The following is a 20,390-nucleotide window of genomic DNA, read 5'->3' on the forward strand; positions in this document are numbered from 1 at the left end:
CGGGGGCGTCTCGAGAACGGTTCAGTGCCTGTCCGTGTTCTCAGCTCATCCGAGGGCGACGCTCGTCCGGGGCCGCTCCCGTCCGCGGTCGGTCATCAGCCCAGGAGGCGGGCGACGACGCCCGGGAGGTGCTCCGCGATGTCGAGGGCGGCGATCGGGCCGCCGCGCGAGGCCGACGCTCCCGCCTCGGCGTGCAGCACGGCCGAGGCGGCGGCGACCCCGGCGAGATCGTCGTCGGCCAGGGTGCGCCCGTCGCGCTCGGCGTCGGCCGCGCGTCCCGCGAGCAGGGCGCCCAGCACTCCCCCGAGCACGTCGCCGCTGCCCGCGGTGGCGAGCCACGGAGTGGATCCGCTCACCGCGTGCGCCGCGGCCCCGGCGACGACGTGGGTCGTCGAGCCCTTGAGGAGCACGCAGGCGCCGAACCGCTCGGCCGCGCGCCTCGCCCAGCCGGCCGCGTCGGCCGTGACCGCGCGCCGGTCGACGTCGACCCCGTCCCGCGCCAGCATGCCGCTGAGCTCGCCGGCGTGCGGAGTCACGATCACGGGCCCGGTCGCCTCGCCGACCAGATCGAGGGCGCCGGCGTCGAGCACCACCGGCACCCCCGACCGCAGCCGCTCGAGCAGCGCACCGCGCTCGTCCTCCGAGCGGTCGGCCGCATCGGTGCCCGACCCGATCAGCCACGCCTGCACCCGCCCGGCCGACGTGACGACCTCGGGTCTCCGCGCGAGCACGAGCCCCGTCGGCCGCTCGTCCCCGAGGTACCGCACCATCCCGACCCCCGTGCGGACCGCCGCCTCCACCCCGAGCACCGCCGCCCCCGGATACCGCTCCGACCCGGTCGTGACCCCGAGCACCCCCCGGCTGTACTTGTCGTCGTCCGCCGTCGGCGCGCGCAGCACCGCCGCCGCCTCCCCCACCCCGAACCGCTCGAACCCGCTCATCCCGCCAGCCTAGGTCCGCCCCTCCGCTCGCCACCGCTCGCCGCTCGAGCCCGCCCCCGCGGTTCTCTCCCCCCCTCCCGCTGATCGAGTAGCCCGCGCAGCGGGCGTATCGAGATCCACGTCCGTCAGTAGGGCAGGGCTGAAGACTGTTCTGCTGACGCTGGTGGGTCTCGATACGCCCCTGCGGGGCTACTCGACCAGCAGGGAGAGACGCCCCCGCGGGGCTGCGGGCTCGACCAGCATGGGGAGGGCGACCGGCGGCGCCGCCTTCCCCCTCACCCCTGAGACGAGGAACGGCTCCGCCGCTGGACGAACCTCCGCTGGGCGCGCGCAGCGCCGCCCGCTCCCCCTCTTCCTTCGGAGGTGGACGCGGGCCGCGGAGGGGTCAGCTGCAAGGCGGAGGAGGGAGCGATACCGGCGGTACCGCGACCGACGGCAACGCCGCAGATGACCCCTCCGCGGCCCGCGTCAGCGGCGGGTGGCGTCGTCCACTTCGCCGACGAGCTCCTCGATGATGTCCTCCAGGAACAGCACTCCCGTGGCCTGGCCCTTCTCGTCGAAGGCGCGGGCGAGGTGGGCGCCGGTGCGGCGCATGATCGCGAGGGCGTCCTCGAGGTCGGTGGCCTCGAAGATCGAGGCGAGCTGGCGGATCCGCTTGGTGGGGATCGGGAGGCGGAACTTGGGTCCCTCCGTGTCGCCGTCGAGGTCGAGGACGTCCTTGAGGTGGATGTACCCCTCGGGCAGCCCGTCCTCGCCGAGGACGACGTAGCGCGAGAAGCCGTGCTTGGCGACGGCGCGCTCGACGTCGGCGGGGCTGGCTCCTGCGGGGAGGCTGACGATGCCGTCGAGCGGCAGGGCCACGTCGTGCACCTTCTTCTCGGTGAACTCGAACGCGGCGAGGAGCGTGCCGGTCGAGTCGCGGAGGGTCCCCTCGCGGGTCGACTGGTCGACGATCGTCTGCACCTCCTCCAGCGTGAAGGTGCTGTTCGCCTCGTCCTTCGGCTCGACGCGGAAGAGCCGCAGCACGCCGTTCGAGATCGCGTTCAGCGCGACGATGATCGGGCGGAGCACCCGGGCGATGGCGACGAGCGGGGGCGCGAGGAGCAGGACCGCCTTGTCGGGCATCGAGAACGAGATGTTCTTGGGCACCATCTCGCCGAGGACGACGTGCAGGAACGACACGATCAGCAGCGTGATCACGAAGGCCACGGTCCCCGAGAACTCGTCGGGGATGCCGACGGCGTGCAGCGGCACCTCGAGGAGGTGGTGGATCGCGGGCTCGCTGACGTTGAGGATCAGCAGGGAGCAGACGGTGATGCCGAGCTGGGTGGTCGCCAGCATCAGGGTGGCGTGCTCCATCGCGGCGAGGGCGGTGATGGCGCTGCGGCGGCCGCTCTCGGCGAGGGGCTCGATCTGGGAGCGGCGCGCGGAGATGACCGCGAACTCCGCTCCGACGAAGAAGGCGTTCGCGGCGAGCAGCACCACGAGCCAGGCGATTCCTGCCCAGTCACTCATGGTCGACCTCCTTGCGTGCTCGGTGCGGGCGTCCGGCGTCGGCCAGGGGGTCCGGGATCTCGTCCGTCCCTGCGTCGGGGTCGGGGGTGTAGCGGATCCGGTCGATGCGCCGTCCGTCGAGGCGTTCGACGCGGAGCGATCCGCCGTCGACGTCGACCTCGTCTCCCACGGCGGGGAGGCGGCCGAGCTCGCTCATCACGAAGCCGGCGACCGTCTCGTACGGTCCCTCCTCCGGGATGTGCACGCCGGCGCGGTCGCGGACCTCGTCGGGCCGGAGCATGCCCGGGAAGGTCGTCGACCCCGGCAGCTTCACGACGTCGGCGCGCGAGCGGTCGTGCTCGTCGGCGACCTCGCCCACGAGCTCCTCGACCAGGTCCTCGAGGGTCGCGACCCCCGCGGTCCCGCCGTACTCGTCGACCACGACGGCCAGCTGGAACCCGCGGCCGCGGAGCTCGGTGAGCAGCACGTCGAGCTTCATCGTCTCGGGCACGCGGAGGGGCTCCGAGCGCAGCGCCGTGACCGGCACGTCGGAGCGCTTGCCGCGGGGCACGGCGACGGCCTGCTTGACGTGCACGACGCCGAGGATGTCGTCGATGTCGTCGTCGGTGATCGGGAAGCGCGAGAGCCCGGTCGTGCGGGCGAGGTCGAGGACGTCCTGCGCGGTGCTCGCGCGCTCGAGCGTCGAGAGCCGCAGGCGCGGGGTCATCACGTCGCCGGCGGAGAGGGCCGAGAAGCGGAGGGTGCGCCCGAGCAGGTCGGCCGTGTCCTCCTCGAGCAGCCCGGCGCTCGCGGAGTGGCGGACGAGGCTCGAGAGCTCCTCGGCGCTGCGGGCGCCCGAGAGCTCCTCCTTCGGCTCGATGCCGACGAGGCGCAGCAGGGCGTTGGCGCTGCCGTTCAGCAGCGCGACCGCGGGGCGGAAGACGGTGGTGAAAGCGGTCTGCAGCGGCACGACGAGCTTCGCCGTGGCGCGCGGCAGCGCCAGCGCGAAGTTCTTGGGGACGAGCTCGCCGAGGATCATCGACAGCAGGGTCGCGATGACGATCGCGACGACGGTCATGACCGGGTCCAGCACGTCCTCCGGCAGGCCCAGTCCGCTGAACGGCTGCTCGAGGAGGGTCGAGAGCGCCGGCTCCATCGTGTAGCCGGTGAGGAGGGTCGTCAGCGTGATGCCGAGCTGCGCGCTCGAGAGGTGGGTGGACGTCACCTTGAGCGCGGCGATCGTCATGCCGAGTCGGGTCTCGCCGCGGTCTCGGCGGGCCTCGAGGTCGGCCCGGTCGAGGTTGACGAGCGCGAACTCGCTCGCGACGAACACGCCGGTGCCGAGCGTCAGGAGGAGTCCGACGCCGAGCAGGATCCACTCACTGCCCACGGGGGCCACCCCCCGTCACGAGGAGGGGGGTCGAGAGGTACCGGACGAGCCGGTCCGAGGGCGGATGGGCAGAAGGGGGGTCGTCCATTGTGGCGTCGAGTCTACCGGCCGGGGCGGCGTGGTCGGAGCCGGATCAAAGCCATTTCTTGCGCTTGAAGACGGCGTAGAGCGCGAAGCCGAAGACGAGCATCAGCCCGATGGCCCAGGGGTAGCCGAGCTGCCAGTGCAGCTCGGGCATGACGTCGAAGTTCATCCCGTAGATGCCGGCGACCAGGGTCGGTGCGAAGAGGATCGCCGCCCACGACGAGATCTTCCGCACGACGTCGTTCTGCGCGAGCCCCGTCTCGGTCTGGCGGCGCGAGACCAGCGTGGAGTGCACGGTGAGGGCCTTGTCGAGGATCGCGCGGAGGGCGTCCACCGCCTCCGTCACCCGGATCGTGTGATCGAGCACGTCGCGGAGCGAGCGGTGGAGCTCGACGCGCTCGGGACTCGCCGCCGCCGCCGTCGCGTCGTCGGCCAGCAGGTGCAACAGCGCGGTCAGCGGCTGCACCGACCGCTGGAAGTGGATGACCTCGCGCGAGAGCCGGTAGATGCGCTCGGACAGTCCGTCGTCGGAGTCGACCCCGAACAGCTGGTCCTCGATCTCGTCGACGTCGCCCTGCACGCCCTGCACGACGGGCGCGTACTCGTCCACGACCTGGTCGAGGATCGCGTACAGCACCGCCTCCGGCCCGCGGGCGAGGAGGGCGGGGTCCTCCTCGAGGCGCCGGCGCACCCGGGCGAGGTCGGGCGAGTCGGCGTGCCGGATCGTCACGACGAAGTCCGGACCGACGAACACGTGCAGCTCGCCGAAGACGACCGTCTCTGCCGTGTCGACGTAGCGGGCAGGCCTCAGCACCACGAAGAGCCCGTCGTCGTAGCGCTCGAGCTTGGCCCGCTGGTGCCCGCTCAGCGCGTCCTCGACCGCGAGCGGGTGCAGCCCGAACTCCTCGGCGACCGCTTCGACCTCCTCGCGGGTCGGGCGGTAGAGCCCGATCCACGCCATCCCGTGCTCCTCGCGCATCAGCTCGAAAGTGTCCTCGAGCGAATCCGGGTTGCGGATGCGGCGGCCGCCGACGTACACGGCGTTGTCGACGATGGTCATGCGGACGGTTCTAGCACGCGGCGGCCGGTCACCAGCTGACCGGCAGCGCCTTGCCCTCCTCGTAACCCGCCGCCGACTGGAGGCCCACCAGGGCGCGGTCGTGGAAGTCGGCGACGCTGCGCGCTCCCGCGTAGGTGAAGGAGGAGCGGACCCCCGAGGTGATCATGTCGAGCAGGTCCTCGAGCGAGGGACGCAGCGGGTCGAGGTAGATGGTCGACGACGAGATTCCCTCGGCGAAGAGGCGCTTGCGGGCGAGCTCGTAGGCGTCGAGGCGCTCGAAGCGCTCCTGGACGGCCTTGGCCGACGCCATCCCCCAGCTCTCCTTGTAGAGCCGGCCCGCCGCGTCGCTGCGCAGGTCGCCCGGCGCCTCGATGGTCCCGGCGAACCAGGAGCCGATCATCACCGATGAGGCGCCCGCCGCGAGCGCGAGCGCCACATCGCGCGGGTAGCGCACCCCGCCGTCGGCCCAGACGTGCGCCCCGAGCTCGCGAGCGCGCTCGGCCGTCTCGAGCACCGCCGAGAACTGCGGCCGGCCGACGGCCGTCATCATGCGGGTCGTGCACATCGCGCCGGGTCCGACTCCCACCTTGAGGATGTCGGCGCCGGCCTCGACGAGGTCGTGCACCGCCTCGGCCGTGACGACGTTGCCGGCGGCGATCGGCACGCCGAGCTCCAGCGCCGAGACCGTGCGCAGGGCGCGGAGCATCCCCTCCTGGTGGCCGTGCGCCGTGTCGAGGACGAGCACGTCGACTCCGGCCTCCACGAGCGCCCCGGCCTTGGCGGCCACGTCGCCGTTGATGCCGACCGCGGCGGCGACCCGGAGGCGGCCGTGCGCGTCGAGCGCGGGGTCGTAGAGGGTGGAGCGCAGGGCGCCGGTGCGCGAGAGCGTGCCGACGAGCGCTCCGTGGTGCAGGACCGGGGCGAAGTCGAGGTCGGCCGCCGTCATCAGGTCGAAAGCGGCGCGGCCGGTCGGCACGTCGTCGGCGTCGATCGCGGGTGCCGCCCCGTGCACGAGGTCGCCGAGGCGGGCATCGGGCAGCGCCGTGCCGAGGCGGGCGGCGGGGACGGTGCCGAGGATCGTGCCGTCCTGCTCCTGGATCACGAAGCCGTGGCCGGCGACGGCGGGCAGGATCGTGAGCGCCTCCTCCACCGTGGTGTCCGGAGTCGCGGTCAGCGCCCCCGAGAAGGCGACCGGCTGCTCCTTCACCCAGCGGATCGCGGCGTCGAGCGCCTGCAACGGCATGTCCTGCGGCAGGACGCCGAGGCCGCCCCGGCGGGCGAGCGTCGCGGCGAGCCTCGGGCCGGTCACCGAGTTCATGTTCGAGGAGACGAGCGGGATCGTGGCGCCCGTGCCGTCTCCGGGGGCCAGCGAGACGTCGAGCCTGCTGGTGACCGAGGACCGTCCGGGAACGAGGAAGACGTCGGAGTAGGTGAGGTCGCCCGAGGGCGTCCCGCCGTAGAAGCGCATGCCACAGACGCTACTCCGACCCGCGCGCGAGGCCGCCGCAGCCGGGATCCGGGCTAGGCTTGACGACCGGGACGGGACCGGGCGGAGGCGCCGGTCCAGCGGACGAGGACGACCTTCTCTCCGCCGGGATCCGTGCGTCGAGGGATGCGGCGGGCCCGTCCGGATGACCGCCGAGGCGTCAGCGCCGGAGCGAGACCATGCACGAACGAATCAACGGAGAGAGTGGGCGATCGGCTGTGTCGAGCCAATTGACCGGTGTGGGTACGGACCAGGGCTCGGAGGACTTCGGAGCCAACGAGTGGCTCGTGGAGGAGCTGTACGAGCAGTACAGCGCCGACAAGGCCTCCGTGGACGAGTCCTGGTGGCCGATCCTGGAGCGATACGGCCAGCAGCTCGCCGCCAAGGGCGCAGCGACTCCCCCGGCGGCTGCGGAGAAGCCCGCCCCCGCGGAGAAGCCGGCCGAGAGCGCCTCGAGCAGCGCGGGCGCCACGGTGACCCATCCCGTCACCTCCGCCGCTGCGACTCCGCCCTCGCGCACCACCTCGAAGCAGCCCAAGTCCGCGCCCATCCCTGCGGACGCGCCCGTGAGCAAGCCCGCCGAGGCCGACACGACCCCGGCCGAGGAGGACGTCGTCTCGCCGCTGCGCGGGATGGCGAAGAGCCTCGCCACCAACATGGACGCCAGCCTGAGCATCCCGACGGCGACGAGCGTCCGCACGATCCCGGCCAAGCTGATGATCGACAACCGCATCGTGATCAACAACCACCTGCGCCGCACCCGCGGCGGCAAGGTGTCGTTCACCCACCTGATCGGCTGGGCGCTGATCCGCGCGCTCAAGGACTTCCCGAGCCAGAACGTCTACTACGACGAGCCCGGCGGCAAGCCCTCGGTCGTCGCCCCGGCGCACGTCAACCTCGGCATCGCCATCGACATGCCCAAGCCCGACGGCACCCGCGCGCTGCTCGTGCCGAGCATCAAGCGCGCCGACACCCTGAGCTTCACCGCCTACCTCTCCGCCTACGAGGACCTGGTCAAGCGCGCCCGCGGCAACAAGCTGGTCGCCGGCGACTTCGCGGGCACCACGCTCTCGCTCACCAACCCCGGAGGCATCGGCACCGTCCACTCCGTGCCCCGCCTGATGAAGGGCCAGGGCTGCATCATCGGCGCCGGCGCCCTCGAGTACCCGGCCGAGTTCCAGGGCTCGTCCGAGAAGACCCTCGTCGAGCTCGGCATAGGCAAGACCATCACGCTGACCTCGACCTACGACCACCGCGTCATCCAGGGCGCCGGCTCGGGCGAGTTCCTCAAGATCGTGCACGAGCTGCTGATCGGCAAGCGCGGCTTCTACGAGGACATCTTCGCCGCGCTGCGCATCCCCTACGACCCGATCCACTGGTCGACCGACATCGCCGTCGACCTGGCCGAGCGCGTCTCGAAGACCTCGCGCGTGCAGGAGCTCATCAACTCCTTCCGCGTGCGCGGCCACCTGATGGCCGACGTCGACCCGCTCGAGTACGTGCAGCGCTCGCACCCCGACCTGGCGATCGAGAGCCACGGCCTCACCTTCTGGGACCTCGACCGCGAGTTCGTCACCGACGGCTTCGGCGGGGCGCGCCAGCTCAAGCTGCGCGACATCCTCGGCATCCTCCGCGACTCCTACTGCCGCACCGTCGGCGTCGAGTACATGCACATCCAGGACCCGGAGCAGCGCGCCTGGATGCAGCAGAAGCTCGAGCGCGGCTACGAGAAGCCGGGCCACGACGAGCAGCTGCGGATCCTCGGCCGACTCAACGAGGCCGAGGCGTTCGAGACCTTCCTGCAGACCAAGTACGTCGGTCAGAAGCGCTTCTCGCTCGAGGGCGGGGAGTCGCTGATCGCGCTCCTCGACGCCGTGCTGCAGGGCGCCGCCGACGACGGACTCGACGAGGTCGCGATCGGCATGGCCCACCGCGGCCGCCTCAACGTGCTCACGAACATCGCCGGCAAGACCTACGGCCAGATCTTCCGCGAGTTCGAGGGGACCCAGGACCCCAAGACGGTCCAGGGCTCCGGTGACGTGAAGTACCACCTCGGGACCGAGGGCACCTTCCGCGGTGCCGGCGGTGAGGAGATCCCCGTGTACCTCGCGGCCAACCCCTCCCACCTCGAGGCCGTGAACGGCGTGCTGGAGGGCATCGTCCGCGCCAAGCAGGACCGCAAGCCCATCGGCACCTTCACCACGCTCCCGATCCTCGTCCACGGCGACGCGGCGATGGCCGGCCAGGGCGTGGTCGTCGAGACGCTGCAGATGTCGCAGCTGCGCGCCTACCGCACCGGCGGCACGATCCACATCAACATCAACAACCAGGTCGGATTCACGACCCCGCCTCACGAGGCCCGCACCTCGATCTACTCGACCGACATGGCCAAGACGATCCAGGCGCCGATCTTCCACGTGAACGGCGACGACCCCGAGGCCGTCGTGCACGTCGGGCAGCTCGCGTTCGAGTACCGCCAGCGGTTCAACCGCGACGTGGTCATCGACCTGATCTGCTACCGCCGCCGCGGTCACAACGAGGGCGACGACCCCTCGATGACCCAGCCCCTGATGTACAGCCTGATCGAGGCCAAGCGCTCGGTGCGCAAGCTCTACACCGAAGCGCTCGTCGGTCGCGGCGACATCACCGAGGAGGAGTACGACCGGGCGCACCAGGACTTCCAGGACCGCCTCGAGCGGGCCTTCGCCGAGACCCACGCGGCGCAGACCGGCGCGATCCCCGTGATCAGCGCCGACGGCGACTCCGTGGCCGACCTCGAGCTGCCCGACGCGCAGCAGGGCGAGGACTACCCGGGCGAGCCCGAGGTGACCGGAGTGAAGAACGAGGTCGTCACCCGCATCGGCGACGCGTTCAACTCGCCGCCCGAGGGCTTCACCGTGCACCCGAAGCTGCAGCAGCTGCTGACCAAGCGCCAGGAGATGAGCCGCTCCGGCTCGATCGACTGGGCGTTCGGCGAGCTGCTGGCGCTCGGCTCGCTGCTGCTCGAGGACACTCCGGTGCGCCTGGTCGGCCAGGACACCCGCCGGGGCACCTTCGTCCAGCGCCACGCGGTGCTGCACGACCGCGAGAACGGCCAGGAGTGGCTGCCGCTGATGAACCTGTCGGACCAGCAGGCCCGGCTCTGGATCTACGACTCGCTGCTCTCGGAGTACGCCGCGATGGCGTTCGAGTACGGCTACTCCGTCGAGCGCCCCGACTCCCTCGTGCTGTGGGAGGCGCAGTTCGGCGACTTCGCGAACGGCGCGCAGATCGTCATCGACGAGTTCATCTCCTCGGCCGAGCAGAAGTGGGGCCAGCGCTCGTCGCTCGTCCTGCTGCTCCCGCACGGCTACGAGGGTCAGGGTCCCGACCACTCGTCGGCCCGCATCGAGCGCTACCTGCAGATGTGCGCCGAGCGGAACATGACCGTCGCGCGTCCGTCGACCCCGGCGTCGTACTTCCACCTGCTGCGCCGCCAGGCGTACTCGCGTCCGCGCCGCCCGCTGATCGTCTTCACCCCGAAGGCGATGCTGCGGCTGCGCGGAGCGTCGAGCCCCGTCGAGGACTTCACCTCGGGGCGCTTCGAGCCCGTGATCGACGACGCGCGCATCCAGGACGCGTCGGCGGTGAAGCGCGTGCTGCTGCACGCCGGCAAGGTGCACTACGACCTGAAGGCCGAGCTCGAGAAGAAGCCCGACGACGGCATCGCGCTCGTCCGCCTCGAGCAGTACTACCCCGCTCCGCTCGAGGAGCTGCGCGGCATCGCCGAGCGCTACCCCGACGCCGAGTTCGTCTGGGTGCAGGACGAGCCCGAGAACCAGGGCGCGTGGCCGTTCATCGCGCTCGAGGTCGCTCCGCACCTCGGGCGTCCGATCCGCGTGGTGTCGCGGCCGTCCGCGGCCTCGCCGGCCGCCGGCTCGGCCAAGCGCCACGCCTCCGAGCAGGCCGACCTGCTGTCGCGGGCGCTCACCCGGTGACCTCCGGCTCGTGAGACGTCGTTCGGCTCGTCAGACCTCCGGGTTCTGACGAGCCGAACGTGTTCCTGCGGGCCGGAGGTGGCGCCGGATGCCTCGTAAGACGAGGGAACCCCGGTGCGTCGAGGGAGCCTGCTGCTGCAGGCCGTCTCGACGGACCGGGGTTCCCTCGATGCGGTGGCGAGCGCTAGACGCGCGCCTGGACCTGCGTGTGGGTCGCCTGCGAGTCGCGGAGCATGCCGAGCACCTGGGCGCGGAGATCCTCCGGCGCCGTCTCCTTGCACGCGCGCTGCACGGCGACGGTCAGCACGACGCCGACCTTCGCCTCACCGGAGCAGTCGGGGCAGTTCGCCATGTGCTCGCGGATGTCGGCGGCGTCCTCCTTGCCGAGCTCGTCGTGCAGGTACTCCTCGAGTTCGGCCTTCGCCTTGGTGCAGCCGCAGTCGGTCATTTCGTGCTCCCGGAGGTGAAAGCGGCGCGGATCCCGCGCTCGCGTGCGTAGTCGGTCAGTCGTTCGCGCAGCATGCGCCGACCGCGGTGCAGCCGGCTCATCACGGTCCCGACGGGGGTCTTCATGATGTCCGCGATCTCCTGGTAGGAGAATCCCTCGACGTCCGCGAAGTAGACGGCGAGCCGGAAGTCCTCGGGGATCGCCTGCAGGGCCTCCTTGACGGCGGTGTCGGGGAGGTGGTCGATCGCCTCCGCCTCGGCCGAGCGGCTCGAGGTCGCGGTGGTCGACTCCGCGCCGCCGAGCTGCCAGTCCTCGAGCTCGTCGATCGCGCTCTGGTAGGGCTCGCGCTGCTTCTTGCGGTACGAGTTGATGAAGGTGTTGGTGAGGATGCGGTAGAGCCACGCCTTGAGGTTCGTGCCCTGCTCGAACTGCTTGAAGGCGCCGAACGCCTTCGCGAACGTCTCCTGCACCAGGTCCTGGGCGTCGGAGGGGTTCTTCGTCATCCGCAGACCCGCGGCGTACAGCTGGTCGATGAACGGCAGCGCCTGCTCCTCGAACAGTGAGCGGACGTCGACCGGCGCCTCGGGTGCGAGGTCGCCGAGGGACTCCTCGACGGTCGCCTCGATCGTCTGCTCGGTCTCCGCCGTCGACGGCTGGGCCGCTGAGGGCTCGGCCGCGGACGTCTGCGGCACCGTGGGCTCGGCCGGTGCGGGCGCCTCGTCGGCGGTGAGGGGGCGGGGGGAGTCGTCGCGTGTCATCACGAGCGATTCTAGGCCGCGGGGTGCCGTGCGGCCCGGGGTTGCCCCGGCGCGCACGCGTCGGGTGACGAGGGGGCGTGCGATCGTCGTCGAGACCATGCGCCACCCCTCTCCCGTCGCCGCTGACCGTGTGCCTGCCGACTACTCTGATAACCGATGGTCTTCTCGCGTTATTCCGCCCCCGAGTTCGATCCGTACGGCGACGCCCGAGCGCTCCCCGGTGAGGACGACTGGTCCTCGCCCGCCGCCTCCGGTGCCCTGGACGCGGTCGTCGAGCTGCCCGGCTCCAAGTCGCTGACGAACCGGGAGCTCGTCCTGGCCGCCCTGGCGACGGGGCCGTCGACGCTGCGCGCTCCCCTCCACTCGCGCGACAGCGCTCTGATGATCGAGGCGCTGCGCTCCCTCGGCACGACGATCCGGGAGTCGGGAGCCAGCGGCGCGTTCGGCGCCGACCTCGTCGTCGAGCCGGCCGAGGAGCTGCTCGGCTCCACCACGATCGACTGCGGCCTCGCCGGCACGGTCATGCGCTTCGTGCCCCCGCTCGCGGGCCTCGCCCTCGGCCCGACCACCTTCGACGGTGACGCCTACGCGTACAAGCGCCCGATGGGCGCGACGATCACGTCGCTCCGCTCGCTCGGCGTCGACGTGGCCGACGACGGCCGCGGCTCGCTCCCCTTCACGGTGCACGGCTCGGGATCCGTCCGGGGCGGCGACATCGTCATCGACGCCTCCCGCTCGAGCCAGTTCGTCTCGGCCCTGCTGCTCGCCGGAGCTCGCTTCGACGAGGGCCTCCGCCTCCGCCACGAGGGCGAGCACCTGCCGAGCCAGCCGCACATCGAGATGACCATCGCCGCGCTCGCGGCACGCGGAGTCGTCGTCGGCACGCCGTCGCCCGGCGAGTGGACCGTCGATCCGCAGCCGATCGCCGGAGCCGACACCCTGATCGAGCCCGACCTCTCGAACGCCGCTCCGTTCCTCGCCGCCGCCCTCGCCACCGGCGGCCGCGTGCGCCTGCGCCACTGGCCGGCCGAGACCACCCAGGTCGGCGCGCACCTCGAGCGCATCCTCCCCCTCTTCGGCGCGACGGTCGAGCGCGACGGCGGCGACCTCGTCGTCACCGGCGGCGACGAGATCCTCGGCGTCGACCTCGATCTCTCCGAGGGCGGCGAGCTCGCCCCCGCCCTGGCGGCACTCGCCGCGCTCGCCTCCGGCCCGAGCACCCTCACCGGCATCGGCCACATCCGCCACCACGAGACCGACCGGCTCGCCGCTCTGGCCGCCGAGATCAACGGCCTCGGAGGCGCGGTCACCGAGTTCCAGGACGGCCTGCGCATCGAGCCGGCCGCCCTGCACGGCGGTCGCTGGAGGACCTACTCCGATCACCGGATGGCGCACGCGGGCGCCCTGCTCGGCCTCGTCGTGCCGGGCGTCGAGATCGAGGACATCGCGACGACGTCGAAGACCCTGCCGCAGTTCCCGCAGCTGTGGTCGGCCCTGGCGTCGTCGGCACCGGCGGGATCGGTCTGAGCCGTGTCGTGGTGGACGGACAGCGGCCTCGACGCCGACGGAGCACTCGACGACTTCGACGGCTACGACGAGTCGGACGCGAAGGTGCGGCCGAACCCCAAGGGCACGAAGCCGCGAACGAAGCAGCGCCCCGCCTACGAGGACGCCGAGATCGCGATGGTGCTCGGCGTCGACCGAGGCCGCTACACGGTCATGATCGGCGACGGCACCCCGGAGGAGCACGAGTTCACCGCCGCCCGCGCCCGTGAGCTGCGTCGCCAGGCGATCGTCGCCGGCGACCGCGTCGACGTGGTCGGCGACTCGACGGGAGACGAGGGCACCCTCGCCCGGATCGTGCGGATCCGCGAGCGCTCGACGCTCCTCCGGCGCAGCGCCGACGACACCGACGCGATCGAGCGGGTGATCGTGGCCAACGCCGACCAGATGCTCTGCGTGGTGGCCGCCGCCGACCCCGAGCCGCGCACGCGTCTCGTCGACCGCTACCTGGTGGCCGCGTTCGACGCCGGGATCACCCCGATGCTCTGCATCACGAAGACCGACCTCGCCGACCCCGGCCCGTTCCTCCGCAACTTCGAGGGCCTCGACCTGCGCGTCTTCCTCTCGAGCCAGGACGAGCCGCCCGTCGACGAGATCGCCGAGGCGCTGCTCGGCCACGAGACGGTCGTCGTCGGCCACTCCGGAGTCGGCAAGTCGACGCTCGTGAACAAGCTCGTGCCCGACGCGCACCGCGCGATCGGCCGCGTCAACACCGTGACGGGCCGCGGACGCCACACCTCCTCCTCCACCGTCTCGCTGCGAGTCGAGCGCGGCGACCGGCACGGCTGGGTGATCGACACCCCCGGCGTCCGCTCGTTCGGACTCGGGCACGTGAACGTCGACAACATCCTCGGAGCCTTCACCGCTCTCGCCGAGCTCGCCGAGGACTGCCCGCGCGGCTGCACGCACCTCCCCGACTCCCCCGACTGCGCCATCATCGAGGCGGTCGGGGAGGGGCGACTCGGCCCGACGGGACCCGAGCGCCTCGACTCCCTCCAGCGCCTCCTGACCACCTTCGCACCCACCGACGGAAGCAGACGATGACCGACCCCGCCCTCTCCCCGATCCCCGCCGACCAGCGCCTCGCCGCCGGCGACGTCGCCCCGGAGTTCACCCTCCTCGACCAGGACGGCCGCAGCGTCTCGCTGTCGGACTACCGCGGGCGACGCGTGATCGTCTTCTTCTACCCCGAGGCCGACACCCCCGGGTGCACCACCGAGGCGTGCGACTTCCGCGACAACGCGTCCTCGCTGCGCGACTCCGGCTACGAGGTGCTCGGCGTCTCGCGCGACACCCCGGAGGCGCTGCGCCGCTGGGCGGACGCTCAGGGCATCGCCTACCCGCTGCTGAGCGATCCCGACAAGGCCGTGCACCTGGCCTGGGCCGTCTGGGGCGAGAAGAGCATGTACGGCAAGACCGTGGTCGGCGTGCTCCGCTCGACCTTCGTCGTCGGTGCCGACGGCGTCCTCGAGTTCGCGCAGTACGGCGTCCGCGCGACCGGCCACGTGCAGGCGCTGCGCAAGAAGCTCAAGCTCGTCTGACCCGCCCGGGTCGACCGACCTCCCCCGGAGAAGGCCTCCGGCTCGCGGAATCACGTTCGGCTCGCAGGAATCGCGGATTCTCGCGAGCCGAACCTTTTTCCGCGAGCCGAAGCGGCGTCAGAAGCCCTCGTTGAAGCGCGGCGCGTAGTCGGCGCCGAGCGCGCCGAGCTCTTCGACGGTCAGCTCCAGCTCGACCGACGCCACCGCGTCCTCGAGGTGCTGCATCTTCGTCGCGCCGACGATCGGCGCCGTCACCACCGGCTGCTGGCGCACCCAGGCGAGCGCGACCTGCGCGCGCGGGACGCCCCGCTCCCCCGCGATCCGGGCGACGGTGGCGGCTGTCCGGCGGTCGCCCTCCTCCTGCTGGTGGTAGAGCGTCTTGCCGTAGAGGTCGGTCTCGGTGCGCGAGGTCGTCTCGTCCCAGTCGCGGGTGAGGCGTCCGCGGGCGAGCGGCGACCACGGGATCACTCCGATGCCCTGGTCGAGGCAGAACGGGTGCAGCTCCCGCTCGTCCTCGCGCTGGATCAGGCTGTACTGGTCCTGCATCGAGACGAAGCGCGTCCAGCCGCCGAGGTCGGCCGTGTACTGCGCCTTCGCGAACTGCCACGCCCACATGCTCGACGCGCCGATGTAGCGCGCCTTGCCCGAGCGGACGATGTCGTGGAGCGTCTCCATCGTCTCCTCGATCGGCGTCTCGGGATCCCAGCGGTGGATCTGGTAGAGGTCGACGTAGTCGGTGCCGAGGCGGCGCAGGCTGTCGTCGATCGCGCTCAGGATGTGGCGGCGCGAGAGTCCGCCGCCGTTCGGGCCCTGGCGCATCGTGCCGTGCACCTTGGTCGCGATCACGACCTCCTCGCGGACGGCGAAGTCGGCCAGCGCGCGACCGACGAACTCCTCGCTCGTGCCGTCCGAGTAGACGTCGGCGGTGTCGAACGTGGTGATGCCGAGCTCGAGGGCCCGGCGGAGGAACGGCCGCGACTCCTCCTCGCCCATGCTCCAGGCGTGGGCCCCGCGATCGGGCGCTCCGTAGCTCATGCAGCCGAGGATGATCGAGGAGACCTGCAGGCCGCTGGAGCCGAGTCGGGTGTAGTCCATGGGAGGCGTCGCTTTCGCATCGGGGAGGGGGCCCCTCAGCCTCGCACCGGACGGGGGCGGTGGCTACCCGCCTGCGGGATCGCGGCGGGTCGCGGCGACGACGCTCGGGAGGAAGATCGCGACGACGGCGACCAGCGCCGGCCCGAGCAGCGCCCAGCCGACGTCGGGCACGGCGTACTGCCCCTGGAACGCCCCGAGCGCGACGGCCATCTGCACCAGCTGCATCGTCAGGGCTGAGCCGCGCATCCAGCTGCGCCGGCGGACGGCTCCGAGTGTCGTCGCGGCGGCCCAGCAGAGGGCGATCACGGCGAGGACGACGATGGCGACACCGCCGCCGGGAGTGTCGGCCGTGGTGGTCACCAGCTCGATCAGCAGCCAGGCCGCGACGGCCGCGACGCCCACCGTCTCGAGTGCCAGCACCGCGATCAGCACCAGCAGTCCGGGCGGCCGCGCGACGGCGTTCCGGCCGGTCGGGGGCCGATTCTCGTCGGTCATCACAGCCTCATCCCATCCTGGACTCTTGATTCGGGCGTACCTCCGTGAGAGGCTACTTGAGTTCGTTTCACCGCTCACAGGGTCGTGGGTTTCCGCCGATGTGAACAACCCGATCCGTTCGAGCCGAGAGGCTCGTGTGTCCTGCCCCAGGGTGTGACACGGAGCCGGGTGAGCTCTCCGGAAGAACCGAGCCGCCCCCGTCCACCCTCTCGAATCGCCTTGCGCAGCTGCGCGGGGCTTCGTGGCGTGCTCAGGAGGGTGCGCTGGGACTTCCCGTCGAGTTCGATCGTCGGCGTGATCCGATCATCCCATTCGAACACTGCGTGGTTCCTCCACGCACGCCTGCACACAAGGAGCACCTGCATGGACTGGCGCGACAAGGCCGCTTGCCTCACCGCTGACCCCGAGCTTTTCTTCCCGGTCGGCAACACCGGACCCGCCGTCGACCAGATCGAGAAGGCCAAGACCGTCTGCGGACGATGCACGGTCACCGAGGTCTGCCTCCAGTACGCCCTCGAGACCGGCCAGGACTCGGGCGTGTGGGGCGGCCTCAGCGAGGACGAGCGCCGCGCTCTCAAGCGCCGCGCCGCCCGCGCCCGCCGCGCCTCGTAGCGCGCCGTACAGCGACCTCAGACCCCCGCCGCCTCAGGGCAGCGGGGGTCTCGTCGTTCTCGGGCTCGTCAGGCCTTCGGACGGGCCAGCCAGCGCAGCGGCATCTCGATGGTGACCTCTGTCCCGCGCCCCACCAGCGTGTGCCAGTCGATCGTGCCGCCGAGCTCGCCCTGGATGAGGGTGCGCACGATCTGCGTACCGAGCCCCGATCCCACCTTGCCCTCGGGCAGACCCACTCCCGTGTCGCGCACCTTGACCGTCAGCACGTCCTCGGTGCGGGTGGCGACGATCTCGACGTCGCCCTCGCGGCCGGCGAGCCCGTGCTCGACGGCGTTGGTGACGAGCTCCGTCAGCGCCAGGGCGAGCGGAGTCGCGTACTCGCTCGGCAGGTTGCCGAAGCTCCCGCTGAGCTTGGGGTGCACCGTCGTGTTGTGCGTCGAGGCGACCTCGGCGATCAGCAGCAGCACGCGGTCGAAGACGGCATCGAAGTCGACGTTCTGGTTGAGCCCCTCCGACAGGGTGTCGTGCACGACCGCGATGGCCGCGACGCGCCGCATGGCCTGCGTGAGCGCCTCGCGCGCGAGGTCGGAGTGCGTGCGCCGGGCCTGGATCCGCAGCAGCGAGGCGACCGTCTGGAGGTTGTTCTTGACGCGGTGGTGGATCTCGCGGATCGTCGCGTCCTTGGTGATCAGCTCGCGCTCCTGGTGCCGCAGCTCGGTCACGTCGCGGCAGAGCACCACGGCGCCGACCCGCTCGCCGCGATCGCGGATCGGGATCGCGCGGAGTGACACCGTGACTCCGCGGGCCTCGATGTCGGTGCGCCAGGGCGCGCGCCCGGTCACCACGAGCGGCAGCGACTCGTCGATCACGAGCTTGCCGGTGAGCAGCTTCGTCGTGACTTCGGCGAGCGACTCCCCCTCGAGCTCGTCCGCGAAGCCGATGCGGTTGAACGCCGACAGGGCGTTGGGGCTCGCGAAGGTGGTGATGCCGTCGACGTCGAGGCGGATCAGGCCGTCGGAGGCGCGCGGGGCTCCGCGCCGCGGGCCGGTCGGAGCTCCGAGGTCGGGGAAGTCGCCCGAGGCGATCATCGAGAAGAGGTCGTTGGCGCAGTCGTTGAACGTCAGCTCCTGACGACTCGGCGTGCGCGTCTCGCTGAGGTTGGTGTGGCGGGTGACGACGGCGATCGGCCGGTCCGCGGTCGTGGAGTCGGACGGGCCGAGGCGGCGGAGGACGGGGACCGCCCGGACCCGCGTGGGCGTCTCCTCGAACCAGTCGGGCGCCGAGGTGTCGACGATGCGCGCCGTCTCGAACGCCTCGACGACCTGGGCGCGCCACTCCGACTTGATCCGCTGCCCGACGAAGTCGCGGTAGAACAGCGTCGCGGCGCTGGAGGGGCGGGCGTGGGCGACGGCCACGAAGCTGTCGTCGGACGTGGGCACCCAGAGGACGATGTCGGCGAACGCGAGGTCGGCCAGCAGCTGGGCGTCGCCCACGAGCAGGTGGAGCCACTCGACATCCGCGTCGGTGGAGCGGCCGTGGGCGAGAACGAGGTCACTGAGGGTCGACACCCGACAAGCCTAGGCGCTCGATCCACCCCCTCCGCGAGACGGCGCTCGTGCCCGATGGAGTCCGGGAGGCGACGCCACGCGCACCGCACCGGGTGCGTCCGGCGACGTCTTATCCACAGTGTCGCGTCGACACGCATGTGAGCATCCCTCGACTGCTTCGATGAGCAGGTCCCCGCGCCCCACCCTGAGCGCACCACGCACCGCCCGAGCCGAGAGGTGACCCGACCCATGAGTCGCTCGTCATGCCACTGGAGCATCCTGCATGAGCCGCCCTTCGAACGCCTTCGACTACCGCACCCTGCCCCTGGAGGCGGGGGCGGACTCCGCGCGAGCGCCGGCCATCGGCTTCTTCGAGGCCCAGCCGGCGACGAGGGCGGAGCTGCCCGACCCGCAGCCCGTCCTCGAGCGCCTCACCCTGCTGGTGATCGAGATCCTGGCGGGCTCGCGGGAGATCGACCAGGTGGCGCGCTGGCTCAGCGACGACGTCTACCGGCATCTGCAGAAGCGGGTGGTGCTCGCGGCGCGCTCCCGCGCCGCGCAGGGGCGTCCGGCGCACCGGATCCCCTTCACCGTCGGACGGGTCGTGCTGTCCGAGCCGCGCGACGGGATCGTCGAGGCGGTGGTCCTCGTGCACAACCGCGTGCGGACGCGTGCGGTCGCGATCCGGCTCGAGGGCCGGGACGCCCGCTGGCGGGCGACCGCGATCAACGTGCTGTGACCAGCGGCTCGGCGCCGACCGCGACGGTCGTCAGTGCAGAGTGCCGGCGGCGTACTCCGAGACGAGGGTCGCCAGCGCCGCCCTGTTCGCGTCGGTCAGGTGCATCGGAAGGGTGTGCGTCGTCCCGGCGAGCAGGTTCTTCTCGACGATCCTGACCTGCTCGGGGACGATGTCGGCCAGCGGAGTCGCGATCGGCGCTTCCATCAGGTCCCGTGAGTGGAGCGCGCGGTCGGTCGCGACGATCCCGTACGAGCCACCGAGCGTCTGATCGGTCACCCCGAAGAGCACGGTCTCGTCGGCCGGTATCGCGAAGCCCTTCACGAGCTTGGCGAAGTGCTTGCGGGTCCTCTCGTCCGGGAGCTTCAGCACCGCGCCGAGGCCGAGCTCGTCGGCGCGCTCCAGGAGGCCGGTCGCGCGGGGCACCTCGGTCGGCAGGGCTGCCGAGACCGCCGCCCTGCCGAGCACCACGACGATCGCATCGGTGACGGCCTGCAGCAGGAGGGGGCGACGCTCGACGGTGATCACCCGATCGGCCGACTTCCAGTCGAAGTCGCTCGTCGCAGAGGCGACGGCAGCGGCGGCCGACGCGGCAGGGCCGTCCCGGCCGGCGAGGAGCGGGACGACGCGAGGGACCTTCTCGCCGAAGAGTCCGGCGGGCGAGTCCTTCACGTGCACGGCGCGGTCGGTCAGGAGGAGGCCGACCGCCTCCCGGGATCGCGTGAAGCGGTTCATCGAGTGGTAGCCGAAGAACGCGAGCGGACGCTCCGTCCCGCTCTTCAGCAGCTGTCCGGCGGCGTGGTGGAACACCTCGGCGGCGTCGGACAGGGGGTGCGGCGCCGCCACCGGCGTGAACACGAGCTCGGCGATCTGCGGGTACCGCCCCACGACCTGCGCGACTGCGCCCTCCAGCGACTCCCCGTCCGAGCGGCTCGCGCTGTCGAGAACCGTCATCGTCGCCTCCGTCGTCAGCTGGTCGGTCCGCCCCACAACCTACCGAGACGCGACGCCGCGTCGCGCCCCTCCGGCGACGGAGCCGCTTCGTCTCTCGGCGAGGAGAGCGAAGTCGGCGCCCGCCGGCCCCTCGCTGGTCGAGTAGCCCCGGAGGGGCGTATCGAGACCCACCAGTGTCAGCAGATCGGTCCTCAGGCCTCGCCTTCTGA

At 71.7% G+C, this 20,390-nt stretch carries 17 protein-coding genes; 6 read left to right on the plus strand and 11 right to left on the minus strand.

What is annotated here, in order from left to right; translation table 11 throughout:
* Positions 1 to 95: 95 nt before the first annotated feature.
* The 5 genes from GRS96_RS14765 to GRS96_RS14785 all read right to left on the minus strand — a co-directional run bounded on the left by GRS96_RS14765 (position 96) and on the right by GRS96_RS14785 (position 6,437).
* Positions 96 to 941, minus strand: coding sequence for an ADP-dependent NAD(P)H-hydrate dehydratase (locus GRS96_RS14765; protein WP_159856557.1), 846 nt, complete (start codon positions 939 to 941; stop codon positions 96 to 98).
* A gap of 468 nt (positions 942 to 1,409) precedes the next feature.
* Positions 1,410 to 2,456 carry a hemolysin family protein gene (locus GRS96_RS14770; protein WP_159856568.1) on the minus strand — a complete coding sequence of 349 codons (1,047 nt, stop codon included), beginning with the start codon at positions 2,454 to 2,456 and terminating at the stop codon, positions 1,410 to 1,412.
* Positions 2,449 to 3,825: a hemolysin family protein gene (locus GRS96_RS14775; protein WP_442966624.1), complete on the minus strand. Its 1,377-nt coding sequence runs from the start codon at positions 3,823 to 3,825 to the stop codon at positions 2,449 to 2,451. Before GRS96_RS14775 ends, GRS96_RS14770 begins: the two co-directional genes overlap by 8 nt.
* Before the next feature lie 133 nt (positions 3,826 to 3,958).
* Positions 3,959 to 4,969 (minus strand): magnesium/cobalt transporter CorA, encoded by a 1,011-nt coding sequence (corA, locus tag GRS96_RS14780; RefSeq protein WP_159988840.1) that lies wholly within the window; start codon positions 4,967 to 4,969, stop codon positions 3,959 to 3,961.
* A 28-nt stretch (positions 4,970 to 4,997) separates the two neighbouring features.
* Entirely contained in the window at positions 4,998 to 6,437 is a 1,440-nt protein-coding gene (locus GRS96_RS14785) for a GuaB1 family IMP dehydrogenase-related protein (protein WP_159988841.1), read from the minus strand.
* A gap of 236 nt (positions 6,438 to 6,673) precedes the next feature.
* Here GRS96_RS14785 and GRS96_RS14790 point away from each other — a divergent pair, with 236 nt between their 5' ends.
* On the plus strand, positions 6,674 to 10,432 hold the full coding sequence (locus GRS96_RS14790) for a multifunctional oxoglutarate decarboxylase/oxoglutarate dehydrogenase thiamine pyrophosphate-binding subunit/dihydrolipoyllysine-residue succinyltransferase subunit (protein ID WP_204162095.1): 3,759 nt from the start codon (positions 6,674 to 6,676) through the stop codon (positions 10,430 to 10,432).
* A 184-nt stretch (positions 10,433 to 10,616) separates the two neighbouring features.
* Here GRS96_RS14790 and GRS96_RS14795 read toward each other — a convergent pair whose 3' ends face one another.
* Both GRS96_RS14795 and GRS96_RS14800 read right to left on the minus strand, forming a co-directional pair.
* Positions 10,617 to 10,880 carry a zf-HC2 domain-containing protein gene (locus GRS96_RS14795; protein WP_159856576.1) on the minus strand — a complete coding sequence of 88 codons (264 nt, stop codon included), beginning with the start codon at positions 10,878 to 10,880 and terminating at the stop codon, positions 10,617 to 10,619.
* On the minus strand, positions 10,877 to 11,638 hold the full coding sequence (locus GRS96_RS14800; protein WP_235021982.1) for a sigma-70 family RNA polymerase sigma factor: 762 nt from the start codon (positions 11,636 to 11,638) through the stop codon (positions 10,877 to 10,879). The genes GRS96_RS14795 and GRS96_RS14800 overlap by 4 nt, the downstream gene beginning before the upstream one ends.
* A 156-nt stretch (positions 11,639 to 11,794) precedes the next feature.
* On the opposite strand from GRS96_RS14800, the gene aroA reads away from it, so the two are divergent.
* The 3 genes from aroA to bcp are packed head-to-tail and all read left to right on the plus strand — an operon-like array spanning position 11,795 to position 14,742.
* Positions 11,795 to 13,165, plus strand: coding sequence for a 3-phosphoshikimate 1-carboxyvinyltransferase (gene aroA, locus GRS96_RS14805; protein ID WP_159856578.1), 1,371 nt, complete (start codon positions 11,795 to 11,797; stop codon positions 13,163 to 13,165).
* Between the two features lie 3 nt (positions 13,166 to 13,168).
* Positions 13,169 to 14,245 (plus strand): ribosome small subunit-dependent GTPase A, encoded by a 1,077-nt coding sequence (gene rsgA / locus GRS96_RS14810; protein ID WP_159856580.1) that lies wholly within the window; start codon positions 13,169 to 13,171, stop codon positions 14,243 to 14,245.
* The gene (gene bcp / locus GRS96_RS14815) at positions 14,242 to 14,742 is read left to right on the plus strand and encodes a thioredoxin-dependent thiol peroxidase (RefSeq protein ID WP_159988843.1); all 501 of its coding nucleotides are present in this window, start codon (positions 14,242 to 14,244) and stop codon (positions 14,740 to 14,742) included. Before rsgA ends, bcp begins: the two co-directional genes overlap by 4 nt.
* A gap of 117 nt (positions 14,743 to 14,859) precedes the next feature.
* On the opposite strand, the gene GRS96_RS14820 is transcribed toward bcp, so the two are convergent.
* Positions 14,860 to 15,837: an aldo/keto reductase gene (locus tag GRS96_RS14820; RefSeq protein WP_159988844.1), complete on the minus strand. Its 978-nt coding sequence runs from the start codon at positions 15,835 to 15,837 to the stop codon at positions 14,860 to 14,862.
* A 63-nt stretch (positions 15,838 to 15,900) separates the two neighbouring features.
* On the minus strand, positions 15,901 to 16,332 hold the full coding sequence (locus GRS96_RS14825) for a hypothetical protein (RefSeq protein ID WP_159988845.1): 432 nt from the start codon (positions 16,330 to 16,332) through the stop codon (positions 15,901 to 15,903).
* A 363-nt stretch (positions 16,333 to 16,695) separates the two neighbouring features.
* Here GRS96_RS14825 and GRS96_RS14830 point away from each other — a divergent pair, with 363 nt between their 5' ends.
* Positions 16,696 to 16,944, plus strand: coding sequence for a WhiB family transcriptional regulator (locus tag GRS96_RS14830; protein ID WP_056045195.1), 249 nt, complete (start codon positions 16,696 to 16,698; stop codon positions 16,942 to 16,944).
* Positions 16,945 to 17,012: 68 nt separating this feature from the next.
* Here GRS96_RS14830 and GRS96_RS14835 read toward each other — a convergent pair whose 3' ends face one another.
* A complete protein-coding gene (locus tag GRS96_RS14835; RefSeq protein WP_159856588.1) occupies positions 17,013 to 18,512 on the minus strand; it encodes a sensor histidine kinase in 1,500 nt (499 codons plus the stop codon).
* Between the two features lie 262 nt (positions 18,513 to 18,774).
* On the opposite strand from GRS96_RS14835, the gene GRS96_RS14840 reads away from it, so the two are divergent.
* Positions 18,775 to 19,230 carry an Rv3235 family protein gene (locus GRS96_RS14840; protein ID WP_235021984.1) on the plus strand — a complete coding sequence of 152 codons (456 nt, stop codon included), beginning with the start codon at positions 18,775 to 18,777 and terminating at the stop codon, positions 19,228 to 19,230.
* A gap of 30 nt (positions 19,231 to 19,260) precedes the next feature.
* Here GRS96_RS14840 and GRS96_RS14845 read toward each other — a convergent pair whose 3' ends face one another.
* Entirely contained in the window at positions 19,261 to 20,181 is a 921-nt protein-coding gene (locus GRS96_RS14845; RefSeq protein ID WP_159988846.1) for a hypothetical protein, read from the minus strand.
* Positions 20,182 to 20,390: the final 209 nt, after the last annotated feature.

It is taken from the genome of Rathayibacter sp. VKM Ac-2803 (assembly GCF_009807175.1).
Taxonomy (GTDB): Bacteria; Actinomycetota; Actinomycetes; order Actinomycetales; family Microbacteriaceae; genus Rathayibacter.

Bases quoted from the DNA above. Each gene is read 5' to 3' on its own strand.
- GRS96_RS14765 (WP_159856557.1), bottom strand. From the start codon at position 941: ATGAGCGGGTTCGAGCGGTTCGGGGTGGGGGAGGCGGCGGCGGTGCTG.
- GRS96_RS14770 (WP_159856568.1), bottom strand. From the start codon at position 2,456: ATGAGTGACTGGGCAGGAATCGCCTGGCTCGTGGTGCTGCTCGCCGCG.
- corA (WP_159988840.1), bottom strand. From the start codon at position 4,969: ATGACCATCGTCGACAACGCCGTGTACGTCGGCGGCCGCCGCATCCGC.
- GRS96_RS14785 (WP_159988841.1), bottom strand. From the start codon at position 6,437: ATGCGCTTCTACGGCGGGACGCCCTCGGGCGACCTCACCTACTCCGAC.
- GRS96_RS14795 (WP_159856576.1), bottom strand. From the start codon at position 10,880: ATGACCGACTGCGGCTGCACCAAGGCGAAGGCCGAACTCGAGGAGTAC.
- GRS96_RS14800 (WP_235021982.1), bottom strand. From the start codon at position 11,638: ATGACACGCGACGACTCCCCCCGCCCCCTCACCGCCGACGAGGCGCCC.
- aroA (WP_159856578.1), top strand. From the start codon at position 11,795: ATGGTCTTCTCGCGTTATTCCGCCCCCGAGTTCGATCCGTACGGCGAC.
- bcp (WP_159988843.1), top strand. From the start codon at position 14,242: ATGACCGACCCCGCCCTCTCCCCGATCCCCGCCGACCAGCGCCTCGCC.
- GRS96_RS14820 (WP_159988844.1), bottom strand. From the start codon at position 15,837: ATGGACTACACCCGACTCGGCTCCAGCGGCCTGCAGGTCTCCTCGATC.
- GRS96_RS14825 (WP_159988845.1), bottom strand. From the start codon at position 16,332: ATGACCGACGAGAATCGGCCCCCGACCGGCCGGAACGCCGTCGCGCGG.
- GRS96_RS14830 (WP_056045195.1), top strand. From the start codon at position 16,696: ATGGACTGGCGCGACAAGGCCGCTTGCCTCACCGCTGACCCCGAGCTT.
- GRS96_RS14840 (WP_235021984.1), top strand. From the start codon at position 18,775: ATGAGCCGCCCTTCGAACGCCTTCGACTACCGCACCCTGCCCCTGGAG.
- GRS96_RS14845 (WP_159988846.1), bottom strand. From the start codon at position 20,181: ATGACGGTTCTCGACAGCGCGAGCCGCTCGGACGGGGAGTCGCTGGAG.